We start from the raw sequence: 12,293 nt of genomic DNA, 5'->3' as shown, positions 1-12,293 counted from the left end.
CAGTGCCGTGAGTATTTTTTCAAAGCAGAAAGGGCTGGTTCTTGGGGACCGGCCCTTTTTTCATGGATGTCTGGAACGACAAAGGCAGCCTCTGGGGCTGCCTTTGGGGGGTTAGAAGTTCACTTTGACGTCTGGCAGGTTCAGCGTCTTGATCAGGTCGCGCAGCTCTTGGCGGGCGGCGATGTTCGAGATCGACAGCTGGGTGACGCCGATGTCCTTGAGGTCCAGAAGCGTCAGGCCCTTGGGGAAGAGTTCGCGGAAGACCACGCGTTCCGAAAAGCCGGGCGCGATGCGGAAGCCGATGCGCTTGGCCAGTTTATCGACGGCGGCGGTCATCTTTTTCTTGTTAATCATGTTCTGCGCGCCGATCCGGTTGCGGACCACGATCCAGTCGATCGGTGTCAGGCCCGCTTGGGCGCGCAGCTGGCGGGCGTGCCAGACCATTTCCGAGTAGACCGATGGGCCAAGGATATTCTCGCCCTCGGCATCCGTGCGGGCCAAGAGGTCGAAGTCCACGAAGCTGTCGTTCAGGGGCGTGACCAGCGTGTCCGCGAGGCTGTGCGCCATCTGGCTGAGGCGGGTGTGCGAGCCGGGGCAGTCGATCAGGATGAAGTCGCTTTCGGCCTCGAGCTGTTGGACCGCCGAGGACAGACGCACGTCATAGATGTTCTCGCCTTCCTTGAGGGTGGCGGGGTCGACCTCGGGCAGTTCGATATAGGTCGGGCTGGGCAGTTCGATGCCCTCTTTCGCCAAGAAGCGCTTGCGGTTCTCGGAGTAGCGACCAAAGCTTTTCTGACGCATGTCGAGGTCGAGCGCGCCGACGCGGAAGCCAAGGCGAACAAGTGCCGTCGCGATGTGCATCGAGGTGGTCGACTTGCCGGAGCCGCCCTTTTCGTTCCCCACGACAATGATATGCGCCATATATGGTGTCCCCTGATTTTCTCGGAACCGAATATTGGTTTAGGTATGCTTATGCCTAGACCGGGCGGGGTTGGGCAAGAGTCCGCGTACGCCTGAGCCGCGATTTTTCAAGTTTTCGTGGTTTCGAGGCAGGTCTGGTGGGCCTGACTAGGCCTGATTGCATTTTTGCTGTCATGCTGTCGCCTATATTTCCAACGAAAGTGATCAAAATGAAATTTCCTACTTTTCCATTTTCTGGTGGTTTCCGCATGCCGTGGTCCGGTGACATCATTCAGGAAATCCGCCCTGCCTTCTTTAGCCCGTCGTATTCGGGTCATCAGGAGATCGAGAGTGAAGTTATCAGCCAGGTTGCCGGCTACGGGCGGCAGTTGGGCTGGCTTTCAGACGCTTTGCTGGTTTTGGCGGACAAAGCCGGGCCGTTCGAGGGCGAAGACCCCAAAGCAATCGCGCAGGTGCGGGAGATGGTGGCCAAGGTTGAGGCGATCAAAATGCGATCAAAAAGCGATGCAGAGGCCAAGGCGGCGCAGGCGTTGGAGACGCTCAGGATTCTGGACAAAAGCGCCTATGCGGCTCTGCTAGAGAGGGCTGCAAAAGAAAACGCCGCCCCGAATGGAGCGGCGTCGTAGAAACCGATGAGGCGGGGATTAGAAACCCAGGCCTTCGTACTTTTTCTTGAACTTCGAGACGCGGCCGCCCTGGTCCAGCAGGCGCGACGAGCCGCCGGTCCATGCGGGGTGCACGGTGGGGTCGATGTCCAGCGACAGGGTGTCGCCTTCTTTGCCGTAGGTCGAGCGGACCTGGAAGGTGCTGCCGTCGGTCATTTTGACGGTGATGAAGTGGTAGTCGGGATGGATGTCTTTTTTCATGACTACACCTCTTACGCTTCGGTTTTGGGCTTGTAGTTGCTGACTTCGGCGATACGTGCCGATTTACCGCGACGCGAGCGCAGGTAGTACAGCTTCGAACGACGGACGCGGCCACGACGCACAACAGTGATGCTGTCGATGTTGGTCGAGTAGAGGGGGAATACGCGCTCTACGCCTTCGCCAAACGAAATTTTGCGAACGGTGAACGAGCCGGCAATGCCTTTGCCGTTCTTGCGGCTGATGCACACGCCTTCGTAGTTCTGAACGCGCGAACGGGTGCCTTCGGTCACCTTGTAACCGACGCGAATGGTGTCGCCGGCTTTGAAGTCGGGGATTTCTTTCCCCAGCGCAGCAATCTGCTCCGCTTCGATCTGTGCGATAAGATCCATCGCATATCTCCTAACTGCTTGTGGTTGGCCCACAAAGGTCTGGTGCCGGTCTCAGAACTCTAGGTCTTCTCTCGGGTCCGCCGTAGCGCCCGCCAGAGGATCAGATCAGCTTTACTTCGGTCTCCCGAACGTCAGAGGGCCCGATTGCCGCCAGAAGAAGACGGAATCGCACTGGGGCCTCCATGTGCGGGATGCGCGCGATATGTCAGGTTTTGCTGGGGTTGGCAAGGGGGGAGGGTTGGGCCACTCTGATTGCATTGGAAGGGGATGCAGTATGCAATTCGAAGACCGGTTCGTTGCTTTTGTAGATATTCTTGGTTTTTCAGAAAAGGTAGAGGAACGAGAAAAGCGAGTTGGTGGATTGAGCCAAATCGAAAACATGGTTTCGGCGCTCTGGAGTGATGAACGAAATAATTTCCCATTTACGCTCTGCCCCCAAAGTGACCGAGTATCAGAGGACTTGTCTTTTGTAGCTACACAAATATCCGACTGTGCCGTGCTGTCTGCGGAGGCGACGCCTCTGGGCTTGCTCCGGCTTGTAGATGAGTGTGGCAGGTCGATTAGCAACCTCTTGGAAATTGGCCTGATGGCGCGGGGATATATTTCTAAAGGTCTTGTTTACCACAAGGCAGGGCAGTTTTTTGGCTCAGCGTACCAAGAGGCCGTAAAGAATGAAGCAAAGGTGAGATTTTCCTTTCATTCGTCCGAGGTGAGCAAGACGCCTTTCGTTGAATTGTCTGAAGCTGTCACCGAATTTTATCGCGAAAACACCGATCAGTGCGTGAAGAGATTTCTGGGAGAAAGTCTGATCGAGAGCGGTGGGCTAGTTGCGGTAGATCCTTTTTCTCGGCAGAAGCGTCTAATTTCAATGCATGCATCCAATCTAAGTTCAGGGGATGCGGCTATAAAACTGAAAACAGTCAAGCATCTCTCAGAATTGCGCGTTTGCTTGGAGGCGCTTCGAACTCAAGTCGATCGCGAAGCGGGAACGTCCGAGCGAGTTCAGGTAAAGCTGAGCGAATACCATACCGGCCTCTCTAGACTTCTAGAACAAATTGAGACCGTGTTTGAAATGGATGAGCTGCTAAGCTCGCCGTTTTCAACGCTAAAAATCGGTGATCTAGGCCCTATTTAGTAAGTATTCACTCCAGCAAATCCGGACGCCTCTCCCGAGTAATACGCTCGGACTCTTCCTTGCGCCAGTCGGCCACCTTGCCGTGGTGGCCTGACATCAGGACTTCGGGGATTTCGCGGCCTTTCCAGACGGCGGGGCGGGTGTATTGGCCGTGCTCTAGGCGGCCGTTGGAGAAGCTCTCTTCTTCGATGCTTTCGGCGTTGCCCAAGACGCCCGGGATCAGGCGGACGGTGGCGTCGAGCAGCGCGTGGGCCGCGATTTCGCCGCCGGTCATGACGAAGTCCCCCAGAGAGACCTCTTGGATGCCGTAGTGTTCCAGCACGCGTTCGTCCACGCCCTCGAACCGGCCACACAGGATGGTGACGCCGTCGCAGGCGGACAGGGTGCGGGCCATCTCTTGGTCGATGCGTTTGCCGCGGGGGGACATGTAGAGGATCGGCCAGTTGCCGCGCGTGCCCTCGGTCGCGTCCTCGAGCGCGCGGCCCACCACGTCGGGGCGCAGGACCATGCCAGCGCCGCCGCCTGCTGGGGTGTCGTCCACGTTCTTGTGCTTGCCCACGCCGTAATCACGCAGGTTGATGGTTTCGAGCTGCCAGCGCCCCTCTCGCAGGGCTTTGCCGGTCAGGCTCTCGCCCAGGATGCCGGGAAAGGTGCCGGGCATCAGGGTGATCACGCGGGCGGTCCAGACATGGGCCAGCGGCGCGGGGGCCATCAGATCCGTGGGCTGCGCGGTGAGTTTGATCGCCTTGCGGCCGTGAGAGCGTTTGGGAGCGTCGGTCATGGGATTAGTCAAACAGGCCTTCGGGCGGGTCCGCGATCACGCGGCCAGAGGCGATGTCCACGGTGGGCACGACCTCTTTGGTAAAGGGGATCAGGACGGTGGTTTTCAGACCGGGGCCAAAGACCTCGAGCAGATCGGTGGCGCCGTGGTTCTGGACGGCCTTGATCTTGCCAATGGGGTTGCCGCCGGTGTCGAACACGTCGAGCCCGATCAGGTCCGCGTAGTAGTATTCGTCATCATCGGTTTCGGGCAGCTGGCTACGCAGGGCATAGAGGCCCATGCCGCGCAGGGCATCCGCGTCTTCTTTGCTGTCGATGCCGGTCATGCGGGCGGCCAGACCGTTGGAGATCTGGCGGGTGATGGTCACGTCAAAGGTGCGGCTGCCATCCTCGGTGGTGAGGGGGGCGTAGTCAGCAATGGCCTCTGGGATGGCGCAGAAGCTTTTGATCCGGACCTCGCCTTTGACGCCGTATGCGCCGCCGATGGTCCCTACTCGAACACGTTCGGTCATTCCGTCCTCATGATGCATAGTCCGTTGCGGGTGGTCCCGCCGATTTCGTCGCAGAGTTTACCCTTTTCCGAGCGTTCGTACATCATGCCCGCCACAAAGGCGACGGCCAACAGGAATGGCAGGCGAATGAGGCCGAACATGGGTCTCTCCGGTTTAGCGGGTTTCGAGCGGCAGGGCAGCGGCGCGGGCTTCCCAGCCTTTGCGCTCTAGCTCGGGGGTGATGTTGTCCTCTGTCGGGTAGCCGATGCAGAGATACGCGACCAAGGCCCAATCGGTGGGCACATCCAGATCGCGGCAGAGCATTTCGGGATCAAGGATCGAGACCCAGCCGACACCAAGCCCGTGGGCGCGTGCGGCAAGCCAGAACTGCATGATCGCGGAAACGCAGGAATACCGGCGCATTTCGGGCATGGTGCCCGCGCCAAGGCCTTTGCCCTTGGTGGTGCTGTCGTCGCAGAAGACGGCCAGATGGACAGGGGCCTCTTGCATGCCGGACAGCTTGAGCGTGGCATAGGTTTTGGCGTCGTCGCCCGAATACCCGTCCAGCGCCTGACTGTTGGCAGTACGGAAATTGGACAGCGCCGCGGTACGGGCCGCGGCGCTGGTCACGCGGACCAGACGCCAAGGCTCTGACAGCCCCACAGAGGGTGCCAGAGCAAAGGTGCCAAACAGATCCGCCAGCAGATCCTCGGACACCGGATCGGTGCGGAAGTGGCGCACATCGCGCCGCCACCGCATGAGCTGGTCCAGCTCGTCCCGAAAGGTGTCCGAAAATCCGGTCATCACAGAGCCGATTACTCTTCGGCTGCTGCTTCAGCCGCTTTTGCAGCTTTCTCTTCAGCGCGCTCCTGCGCTTTCTTGCCGGGAACGGCTTTCTTCATGTTGGCGCGCTCTTTCTTGGGGGCAACGCCAGCGGCTTCGAGGAAGCGCGAAACACGGTCGGTGGGCTGTGCGCCCTGGCTCAGCCAGTACTGAACGCGCTCCATGTCCAGCGATACGCGACGCTCGTCGTCTTTTGCCAGAAGGGGGTTGTAGGTGCCCAGCTTCTCGATGAAGCGGCCGTCGCGAGCCATGCGCGAGTCAGCTGCAACAACTGCGTAGTGGGGACGTTTTTTGCTGCCGCCGCGGGCCAGACGAATTTTCATTGCCATTGGAAGTGTCTCCTTAGAGGGTATTTCTGGTTGGTTTTCAGAGTGGGCCGCGCTCAGGCGTCCTTCTGTTTGGCTTCGTGATGCTTGATCACTTCCTGAATGACGAAATTCAGGAATTTCTTGGCGAATTCAGGGTCCAGATCGGCCTGAATCGCCAATTCTTCGAGCCGCGCGATCTGCTTTGCTTCGCGCGCGGGATCCGAGGGGGGCAGGTCGTGTTCCGCCTTGAGGCGGCCAACGGCCTGCGTGTGCTTGAACCGTTCGCCCAAGGTATAGACGAGGATGGCATCCAGACGGTCGATGCTTTCGCGGTGACCTTTGAGGATTTCGGCAGCGCGCGTCACGGTGTCAGTCAAGGGCCCATCCTTCCGGTTTGAAATTGGGATTTTGGTAGAAACCGATTTCCTGCGCGATCGCGTCCGCAATCTGGCTGGAGCGGCACTGCGCAGGGGTGGGGTGGCGGTACACGACATCGTTGCCATCGACCGAAGGGGCCTCGTGATCCTTGGTACAGCCAAGCCGTTCGGCAAGGCGGATCGAGTCGAGGTTTTTCGGGTCCAGATAGCTGACGGCGGTTTCCCAGCCACGCTCGTTGTAGAAGTAGCGGCGCACGCAATCGGCGGCCTCTAGCGCGATGCCGCGGCCAGCGACTCGGGGCCAGATGATCCACGCGATTTCAGCTTCGGGCCAGCCTGCGGGCTTCCAGCCGCCAGCCATGCCATAGGTTTCGTCGGTTTCGGCGTCGTGGATCATCCACATGCCGTAGCCGCGAATTTCCCAGTGCCCGATTTCCGCAGCATAGAGCATCCATGCCTCGTACTGGTTCAGCGGTCCCCCCATGAAACGCGAGCGGTAGCTCGAGAACGTCGCCTTGAAATCAGGGTAGTCCTCGGGCGCGGGGCCGCGCAGAACGAGCCGCTTGGTGCGCAGCTCGGGAATAGAGATATGGGGGGCGGTCACGGTCATGCGTAGATGTCCATCCCGCCTTGCTGCAGGTCTGCTGCAGGCACGTGGCGCCAGATTTCGGTCTCGCCGAAACGTTCGTGCGTGAACACCTTTTCGAAGCGGGCGCCGATGCGCTGGGCCACTTTTTTGGAGGGTTCGTTCTGCGGCTTGATCAAGCTGATGACGGTGGGCCATCCAAGCTTGTCATAGGCATAGCGGCGCGCTTCCAAAGCGGCCTCGGTCGCATAGCCACGCCCGACGAAACCGTCGTAGATATCGTAGCCGATTTCAGGCTCGGGCCAGCCATTGGGGCACCACAGGCCGACGTTGCCTGCCAGCTTGCCGGTTGCCTTGTCCTCGACGGCCCAGCGGCCATAGCCGCGCAGTTGCCAATGTCCGATCTCGCAGGCAAGCATACGCCACGAGGACTCTTCCCCGGCGATGCCGCCCGAATAGATTGACCGGTCCGATGCGTAGAACTTCGCAAAGGTTTTGAAGTCCGCGATCGTGAAGGGCCGCATCGTAAAGCGTTCGGTGTTGATAACGGGAACGTTGATCATTTCTTTTTGCCGAACATGTTGGGAAGGCCGCCCATACCGGGCATGCCGCCGCCCATGCCGCCAAGACCGCCCATGCCGAGCTTGCGCGCGGTGGCCTCAAGCTCTTTGGGGTCCATCTTGCTGGGATCGATTGATGCGGGGTCAAAGTTGCCGTCCATGCCGGGCAGAGCTTTGCCGCGCATGGCCGAGACAGCCTGCTTGAGCATGCCTTTGCCGCCCTTCTGGCTGATCTTTTTCATCACGTCGGCCATCTGGCGGTGCATTTTCAGCAGTTTGTTCAGTTCCGAGACCTCAAGGCCCGCGCCTTTGGCAATACGCTTCTTGCGGCTGGCTTGCAGCAGGCCGGGGTTGGCGCGTTCCTGCTTGGTCATCGAGTTGATCAGAGCGACCTGACGCTTGATGATGCTGTCATCCATGCCAGATTCCTGCACCTGCTTGGCCATTTTGCCCATGCCGGGCATCATGGACATCATGCCCTGCATGCCGCCCATTTTCTGCATCTGCTCAAGCTGACTCTTCAGGTCGTTCATGTTGAACTGACCCTTCATCATGCGCTTCATCATGCGCTCGGCTTGTTCAGCCTCGAGCGTTTGCTGCGCCTTTTCGACCAGCGAGACGATGTCACCCATGCCGAGGATACGGCCAGCCACACGTTCGGGGTGGAATTCTTCCAGAGCGTCGGTCTTTTCGCCGAGGCCGACGAACTTGATCGGCTTGCCGGTGACAGCGCGCATGGACAGAGCCGCACCGCCGCGACCGTCACCGTCCATACGGGTCAGGACCACGCCGGTCACGCCGATTTTGTCGTCAAACTCGGTCGCCACATTCACGGCGTCCTGACCGGTCAGACCGTCAACGACCAGCAGGGTTTCGCGCGGGTTGGCAACGTCGCGAACAGCGGCGGCCTGTGCGATCAGTTCCTGATCGATGTGCAGACGGCCCGCGGTATCGAGCAGGTAAACGTCATAGCCACCGAGGCCCGCTTGGGTCTTGGCGCGCTTGGCGATGGTGACGGGGTCTTCGCCCTTGACGATGGGCAGGGTGTCGACGCCGATCTGCTGACCCAGAATGGCCAGCTGTTCCATCGCCGCAGGACGGTTCACGTCGAGCGAGGCCATCAGCACGCGCTTGCCTTCGCGCTCTTTCAGACGTTTCGCCAGTTTCGCGGTGGTGGTGGTTTTACCGGAACCCTGCAGACCGACCATCAGGATCGGGGCGGGCGGGTTGTCGACCTTCAGCTTGCCGGGCTCGCCTTCGCCAGCGAGGAACGCCACGAGTTCGTCGTGGACGATTTTGACAACCTGCTGACCGGGGGTGACCGATTTGGTCACCGACGCGCCGGTCGCTTTTTTCTGGACAGCTTTAATAAAGTCGCGTGCGACGGGCAGAGAGACGTCGGCCTCCAGCAGAGCGGTGCGCACTTCGCGCAGAGCCGTTTTAACGTCGTCCTCGGACAGCGCACCTGCTTTGGTCAGCCGGTCAAAGACACCGCCAAGGCGTTCAGATAGATTTTCGAACATGCCAAGCCCTTTCCAAGACCGTTAAACAATGCGCCCTAGATAGGCGGTGAAGCGACATACGCCAAGCGCCCCCATGGGCGCAACGCGCTGATGGAGGGCGATCCCGGCAATAGCCATGGGACCGGAAGCATCAAAACTTCCGGAGGATTCTGCGCGCGTATGCATGATACAGGCACCAGAGTCAAGAAAAGGCGCGCCCCGGGGAGGAATGGGACGCGCCTTTGGATTGGCCACCGGAATGAGGGAGGAAAGCGGCCTGTTGAAGAGGTAACGACCTTAGGCGGCGATTTGTTCCACGGCGTTGTACGCATTTTTTACAGAACCGTCGGCGTCGACAGCCAGTTGGTCGGCGGCCACAATGGTGACGTCGGTAATGCCAATGAAGCCAAGCACTTGCTTCATGTAGGTGGTCGCGAAATCGATTTCGGATCCGACAGGAGTGCCGCCAGATGCCACGGCGAGGATCGCGCGCTTGCCTTCCAGCAGGCCTTGGGGGCCAGCTTCGGTGTAGCGGAAGGTCACGCCAGCGCGGGCCACTTGGTCGACCCATGCTTTCAGGCGCGCGGGAACGCTAAAGTTATAAATGGGCAGGCCAATCACGATAGTGTCGGCTTCGTTCAGTTCGGCGATCATGGTGTCAGAGAGAGACAGCACATCTTTTTGCGCGTCAGTGCGCTGGTCCGCAGGGGTGAAGTTCGCGCCAACCCATTCGCCATCGATCAGGGGCAATTCTTCGGTCAGATCGCGGGTGATGACCTGCTCGGGCGACAGGCGCTCTAGAATACGGCTGGTCAGATCACGAGAGATCGAACCTTCTTTGCGGACGGAGCTATCAATACGAAGTACGGTCTTAGTCATTTGTAAAATCCACTTTGTTCGAGGGAGGAGGGTGGTTTTTATGTCTCCCCGATAACATGGCTCTTGCTTTTTCGAACGCAATCACGAGAAATGCGGTAGTAAATGTGTGTCTTTGCACAATGATAATGTTTCGGGGGTCTAATTGGTCTGATGGGTATGGATAATTGGGACGAGGTGCGTACCGCCTATCAGGTGGCGCGAATGGGGACTGTCAGTGGCGCTGCCGACATTTTGGGCGTGCACCATGCCACAGTGATCCGTCACATCGATGCTCTTGAGCAGCGGCTCGGGGTCAAACTGTTCCAACGCCATGCCCGTGGTTACACGCCGACCGAAGCGGGCCATGACCTGTTCCGCGTGGCGCAAGCCACCGACGACCAGTTCAGCCAGTTGGCGGGCCGGATCAAAGGGCAGGGCGCCGGTGTGGGTGGCGAGTTGGTCGTCACATCGCTGGTGCAGTTGTCGCCGCTGATCGTGCCGGTACTCAAGGGCTTTCAGGAAGAGCATCCGGATGTCTGTGTTCGCTTCTTGACCGGGGAGCGTCTGTTCCGTCTGGAGTATGGCGAGGCGCACGTGGCGATCCGTGCGGGCAATGCGCCTGATCAGCCGGATAACGTGGTTCAGCCGTTCTTTCGTCAGCAGGTCGCCCTGTTCGCGTCCAAAGACTATGTCGAGAAGCACGGCAAGCCCGAGAGCCCGACGGACTACAAGAACCACCGCTTTGTCGGGCAGGATAATGTCGACAGCCGCGCGCCCTTTTATATTTGGATGAAGGACAACATCCCGCGTGAGAACGTGACCTTCCGGTCCGAAGATTCCCGCGCCATCGAGCAGGCCATTCTGGACGGTGCTGGAATCGGCTTCATGGCCTACTGGGAATGGCAGCAGCACAAAGATCTGGTGCAGATTTGCGAACCCGATGACACTTGGGCCTCGAATATCTGGATCGTGACCCACGTGGACCTGCATCGCACGCCCAAGGTTCAGACCTTCCTCAAGTATCTGAAGGATCAGGCTCAGGGCTGGCGCTGAGTTCAACCTCGAGAAACCGTTCGAAGGCGTCCAGATTGACGGCTTCGAACTGCCCGAAGCCCTGCATCCAGATACTGGCATCCCGCAGGGCATTCGGCTCTAGCTTGCACCACTTCACCCGTCCGCGCTTTTCCTGAGAGATCAGGCCCGCGTTGGCGAGAATGGTCAGATGCTTGGAGATCGCAGCCAATGACATATCGAACGGCTCTGCCACATCGGTGACAGCCATATCATCCTCGAGCAGCATCGACAGGATGGTGCGTCGGGTGCGATCGGCGAGCGCCGCAAAAACAAGGTCGAGCTGCTGGTCCATAATCAGGGCATGGGGCAGGAATTTGGGAACGTCAACCAAATGGTTGAATATAGCAAATGGGCCTTTCGTGCCGGTTTTGCCTGCGGCGTGGTGGCGCAAACGGAAACCGATGTCATAAAAATCAATGACTTACGGTGGACATTCTGTCGCTTGACTCACAGCGCTGTGACACCTATCCAACCTCCAACAGCCCAAGGGGTGCGTAGATGATTGATCCAGCCGAAAAAGAGCGTCTTGAGCGGCTCGAGGCGCGGATCTCGGAAGCGAAAAAGGCTCATGCCGAGCCCGAGCCCCGGGCCGACGAACATTATTCCCAAGCGCAGGTTGCTTGGCGGATGGTGACGGAACTGGTTGCCGGTTTATTGATCGGCTTCGGCATGGGATACGGTTTGGATGCCATTTTAGGGACCAAACCGGTGTTCATGGCGGTATTTACATTGTTGGGTTTCATCGCGGGCGTGAAGACAATGCTCCGCTCGGTAACAGAAATCCAAGATCAACACGCGGCGACGGCCGCACAGGATGATGAGGGACGTAACAGTGGCGGATAATGCACACGCAGCAGAAGGCACCGGCCTGGTTTTTCACCCCATGGATCAGTTCAAGGTCCAGCCGCTGTTCGGTGGTACTGACGTAAGCTGGTACACCCCGACCAACGCGATGCTGTGGCTTGCCCTGACCGTTCTGGCTGTCTTCCTCGTGATGGTTGTTGGGACACGCGGCCGCGCTGTGATCCCCTCGCGCGGTCAGTCGATCGGCGAACTGGCATACGGCTTCGTCTACAAGATGATCGAGGACGTGACCGGCAAGGATGCCATCGTCTACTTCCCCTACATCATGACCCTGTTCATGTTCATCCTGATGAACAACTTCCTGGGTCTGATCCCTGCCAGCTTCGCGAACACTGCACAGATCGCAGTCACCGCGATCCTCGCATTCGCAGTGTTCTTTGCCGTGACGATCATCGGTTTCGTCAAGCACGGCACGCACTTCCTCGGCCTTTTCTGGGTGACCTCGGCGCCGCTCGCCATCCGTCCCGTTCTGGCCGTCATCGAAGTGATTTCCTACTTTGTCCGCCCTGTCAGCCACTCTATCCGTCTTGCCGGTAACATCACCGCCGGTCACGCCGTGATCAAAGTGTTCGCTGCATTCGCTGGTCTCGTCGCTCTGTCGCCGCTGGCTATTTTGGGCATCACCGCCATGTACGGCCTCGAAATGCTGGTTGCATTCATTCAGGCCTACGTTTTCACCATCCTGACTTGTGTCTACCTGAAAGACGCTCTGCACCCGAGCCACTAAGGCTCGGCCCCG

The 12,293-nt window shown here is 59.0% G+C and carries 19 protein-coding genes; 5 read left to right on the top strand and 14 right to left on the bottom strand.

Annotated elements, in window-relative coordinates:
• Nucleotides 1-111: 111 nt before the first annotated feature.
• On the bottom strand, nt 112-921 hold the full coding sequence (locus AB9K37_RS10460; protein WP_369838155.1) for a division plane positioning ATPase MipZ: 810 nt from the start codon (nt 919-921) through the stop codon (nt 112-114).
• 209 nt (nt 922-1,130) lie between these two features.
• Between AB9K37_RS10460 and AB9K37_RS10455 the strand changes: the two genes are divergently transcribed.
• Complete coding sequence (locus AB9K37_RS10455) at nt 1,131-1,547, top strand: hypothetical protein (protein WP_369838153.1); 417 nt, start codon at nt 1,131-1,133, stop codon at nt 1,545-1,547.
• An 18-nt stretch (nt 1,548-1,565) separates the two neighbouring features.
• Here the strand turns inward: AB9K37_RS10455 and rpmE are convergent, their stop codons facing one another.
• Together rpmE and rplS are read right to left on the bottom strand one after the other, a co-directional pair.
• Complete coding sequence (gene rpmE / locus AB9K37_RS10450) at nt 1,566-1,787, bottom strand: 50S ribosomal protein L31 (protein ID WP_072709617.1); 222 nt, start codon at nt 1,785-1,787, stop codon at nt 1,566-1,568.
• A gap of 11 nt (nt 1,788-1,798) precedes the next feature.
• A complete protein-coding gene (rplS, locus tag AB9K37_RS10445; protein WP_072709619.1) occupies nt 1,799-2,176 on the bottom strand; it encodes a 50S ribosomal protein L19 in 378 nt (125 codons plus the stop codon).
• 274 nt (nt 2,177-2,450) lie between these two features.
• Here rplS and AB9K37_RS10440 point away from each other — a divergent pair, with 274 nt between their 5' ends.
• Complete coding sequence (locus AB9K37_RS10440) at nt 2,451-3,311, top strand: hypothetical protein (protein WP_369838148.1); 861 nt, start codon at nt 2,451-2,453, stop codon at nt 3,309-3,311.
• 7 nt (nt 3,312-3,318) lie between these two features.
• On the opposite strand, the gene trmD is transcribed toward AB9K37_RS10440, so the two are convergent.
• The 10 genes from trmD to AB9K37_RS10390 form a co-directional block, all read right to left on the bottom strand.
• The gene (trmD, locus tag AB9K37_RS10435; RefSeq protein ID WP_369838146.1) at nt 3,319-4,092 is read right to left on the bottom strand and encodes a tRNA (guanosine(37)-N1)-methyltransferase TrmD; all 774 of its coding nucleotides are present in this window, start codon (nt 4,090-4,092) and stop codon (nt 3,319-3,321) included.
• 4 nt (nt 4,093-4,096) lie between these two features.
• Nucleotides 4,097-4,603: a ribosome maturation factor RimM gene (rimM, locus tag AB9K37_RS10430; RefSeq protein ID WP_369838143.1), complete on the bottom strand. Its 507-nt coding sequence runs from the start codon at nt 4,601-4,603 to the stop codon at nt 4,097-4,099.
• The gene (locus tag AB9K37_RS10425) at nt 4,600-4,743 is read right to left on the bottom strand and encodes a hypothetical protein (RefSeq protein WP_177218635.1); all 144 of its coding nucleotides are present in this window, start codon (nt 4,741-4,743) and stop codon (nt 4,600-4,602) included. The genes rimM and AB9K37_RS10425 overlap by 4 nt, the downstream gene beginning before the upstream one ends.
• 13 nt (nt 4,744-4,756) lie before the next feature.
• Nucleotides 4,757-5,386, bottom strand: coding sequence for a 5,6-dimethylbenzimidazole synthase (gene bluB / locus AB9K37_RS10420; RefSeq protein ID WP_369838139.1), 630 nt, complete (start codon nt 5,384-5,386; stop codon nt 4,757-4,759).
• Between the two features lie 11 nt (nt 5,387-5,397).
• Nucleotides 5,398-5,754: a 30S ribosomal protein S16 gene (gene rpsP / locus AB9K37_RS10415; protein WP_369838136.1), complete on the bottom strand. Its 357-nt coding sequence runs from the start codon at nt 5,752-5,754 to the stop codon at nt 5,398-5,400.
• 53 nt (nt 5,755-5,807) lie between these two features.
• Nucleotides 5,808-6,110 carry a chorismate mutase gene (locus tag AB9K37_RS10410; protein ID WP_369838134.1) on the bottom strand — a complete coding sequence of 101 codons (303 nt, stop codon included), beginning with the start codon at nt 6,108-6,110 and terminating at the stop codon, nt 5,808-5,810.
• Entirely contained in the window at nt 6,103-6,720 is a 618-nt protein-coding gene (locus AB9K37_RS10405; protein ID WP_369838131.1) for a GNAT family N-acetyltransferase, read from the bottom strand. The genes AB9K37_RS10410 and AB9K37_RS10405 overlap by 8 nt, the downstream gene beginning before the upstream one ends.
• A complete protein-coding gene (locus tag AB9K37_RS10400; protein ID WP_369838128.1) occupies nt 6,717-7,259 on the bottom strand; it encodes a GNAT family N-acetyltransferase in 543 nt (180 codons plus the stop codon). The genes AB9K37_RS10405 and AB9K37_RS10400 overlap by 4 nt, the downstream gene beginning before the upstream one ends.
• Nucleotides 7,256-8,779 carry a signal recognition particle protein gene (gene ffh / locus AB9K37_RS10395; RefSeq protein ID WP_369838125.1) on the bottom strand — a complete coding sequence of 508 codons (1,524 nt, stop codon included), beginning with the start codon at nt 8,777-8,779 and terminating at the stop codon, nt 7,256-7,258. Before ffh ends, AB9K37_RS10400 begins: the two co-directional genes overlap by 4 nt.
• Nucleotides 8,780-9,055: 276 nt before the next feature.
• On the bottom strand, nt 9,056-9,637 hold the full coding sequence (locus tag AB9K37_RS10390; protein WP_369838122.1) for an FMN-dependent NADH-azoreductase: 582 nt from the start codon (nt 9,635-9,637) through the stop codon (nt 9,056-9,058).
• 156 nt (nt 9,638-9,793) lie between these two features.
• Between AB9K37_RS10390 and AB9K37_RS10385 the strand changes: the two genes are divergently transcribed.
• Nucleotides 9,794-10,669 carry a LysR family transcriptional regulator gene (locus AB9K37_RS10385; RefSeq protein ID WP_369838119.1) on the top strand — a complete coding sequence of 292 codons (876 nt, stop codon included), beginning with the start codon at nt 9,794-9,796 and terminating at the stop codon, nt 10,667-10,669.
• Here AB9K37_RS10385 and AB9K37_RS10380 read toward each other — a convergent pair.
• On the bottom strand, nt 10,632-10,982 hold the full coding sequence (locus AB9K37_RS10380) for a metalloregulator ArsR/SmtB family transcription factor (protein WP_072709666.1): 351 nt from the start codon (nt 10,980-10,982) through the stop codon (nt 10,632-10,634). The two genes, AB9K37_RS10385 and AB9K37_RS10380, sit on opposite strands and share 38 nt — an antisense overlap.
• Before the next feature lie 206 nt (nt 10,983-11,188).
• Here AB9K37_RS10380 and AB9K37_RS10375 point away from each other — a divergent pair, with 206 nt between their 5' ends.
• Nucleotides 11,189-11,533, top strand: coding sequence for an AtpZ/AtpI family protein (locus AB9K37_RS10375; RefSeq protein ID WP_072709640.1), 345 nt, complete (start codon nt 11,189-11,191; stop codon nt 11,531-11,533).
• Entirely contained in the window at nt 11,508-12,281 is a 774-nt protein-coding gene (locus AB9K37_RS10370) for a F0F1 ATP synthase subunit A (protein WP_072709642.1), read from the top strand. The genes AB9K37_RS10375 and AB9K37_RS10370 overlap by 26 nt, the downstream gene beginning before the upstream one ends.
• The last annotated feature ends 12 nt before the right edge of the window (nt 12,282-12,293 follow it).

It is taken from the genome of Donghicola sp. XS_ASV15, assembly GCF_041224595.1.
Classification (GTDB): domain Bacteria; phylum Pseudomonadota; class Alphaproteobacteria; order Rhodobacterales; family Rhodobacteraceae; genus Donghicola.
The sequence above is the reverse complement of the archived record's forward strand: the minus strand, read 5'-3'. Positions and strand labels throughout refer to the sequence as shown.

Bases quoted from the DNA above. Each gene is read 5' to 3' on its own strand.
- rimM (WP_369838143.1), bottom strand. From the start codon at position 4,603: ATGACCGAACGTGTTCGAGTAGGGACCATCGGCGGCGCATACGGCGTC.
- rpsP (WP_369838136.1), bottom strand. From the start codon at position 5,754: ATGGCAATGAAAATTCGTCTGGCCCGCGGCGGCAGCAAAAAACGTCCC.
- AB9K37_RS10400 (WP_369838128.1), bottom strand. From the start codon at position 7,259: ATGATCAACGTTCCCGTTATCAACACCGAACGCTTTACGATGCGGCCC.
- ffh (WP_369838125.1), bottom strand. From the start codon at position 8,779: ATGTTCGAAAATCTATCTGAACGCCTTGGCGGTGTCTTTGACCGGCTG.
- AB9K37_RS10425 (WP_177218635.1), bottom strand. From the start codon at position 4,743: ATGTTCGGCCTCATTCGCCTGCCATTCCTGTTGGCCGTCGCCTTTGTG.
- AB9K37_RS10455 (WP_369838153.1), top strand. From the start codon at position 1,131: ATGAAATTTCCTACTTTTCCATTTTCTGGTGGTTTCCGCATGCCGTGG.
- trmD (WP_369838146.1), bottom strand. From the start codon at position 4,092: ATGACCGACGCTCCCAAACGCTCTCACGGCCGCAAGGCGATCAAACTC.
- AB9K37_RS10440 (WP_369838148.1), top strand. From the start codon at position 2,451: ATGCAATTCGAAGACCGGTTCGTTGCTTTTGTAGATATTCTTGGTTTT.
- bluB (WP_369838139.1), bottom strand. From the start codon at position 5,386: ATGACCGGATTTTCGGACACCTTTCGGGACGAGCTGGACCAGCTCATG.
- rpmE (WP_072709617.1), bottom strand. From the start codon at position 1,787: ATGAAAAAAGACATCCATCCCGACTACCACTTCATCACCGTCAAAATG.
- AB9K37_RS10380 (WP_072709666.1), bottom strand. From the start codon at position 10,982: ATGGACCAGCAGCTCGACCTTGTTTTTGCGGCGCTCGCCGATCGCACC.
- AB9K37_RS10370 (WP_072709642.1), top strand. From the start codon at position 11,508: ATGAGGGACGTAACAGTGGCGGATAATGCACACGCAGCAGAAGGCACC.
- rplS (WP_072709619.1), bottom strand. From the start codon at position 2,176: ATGGATCTTATCGCACAGATCGAAGCGGAGCAGATTGCTGCGCTGGGG.
- AB9K37_RS10405 (WP_369838131.1), bottom strand. From the start codon at position 6,720: ATGACCGTGACCGCCCCCCATATCTCTATTCCCGAGCTGCGCACCAAG.
- AB9K37_RS10385 (WP_369838119.1), top strand. From the start codon at position 9,794: ATGGATAATTGGGACGAGGTGCGTACCGCCTATCAGGTGGCGCGAATG.
- AB9K37_RS10390 (WP_369838122.1), bottom strand. From the start codon at position 9,637: ATGACTAAGACCGTACTTCGTATTGATAGCTCCGTCCGCAAAGAAGGT.
- AB9K37_RS10375 (WP_072709640.1), top strand. From the start codon at position 11,189: ATGATTGATCCAGCCGAAAAAGAGCGTCTTGAGCGGCTCGAGGCGCGG.
- AB9K37_RS10460 (WP_369838155.1), bottom strand. From the start codon at position 921: ATGGCGCATATCATTGTCGTGGGGAACGAAAAGGGCGGCTCCGGCAAG.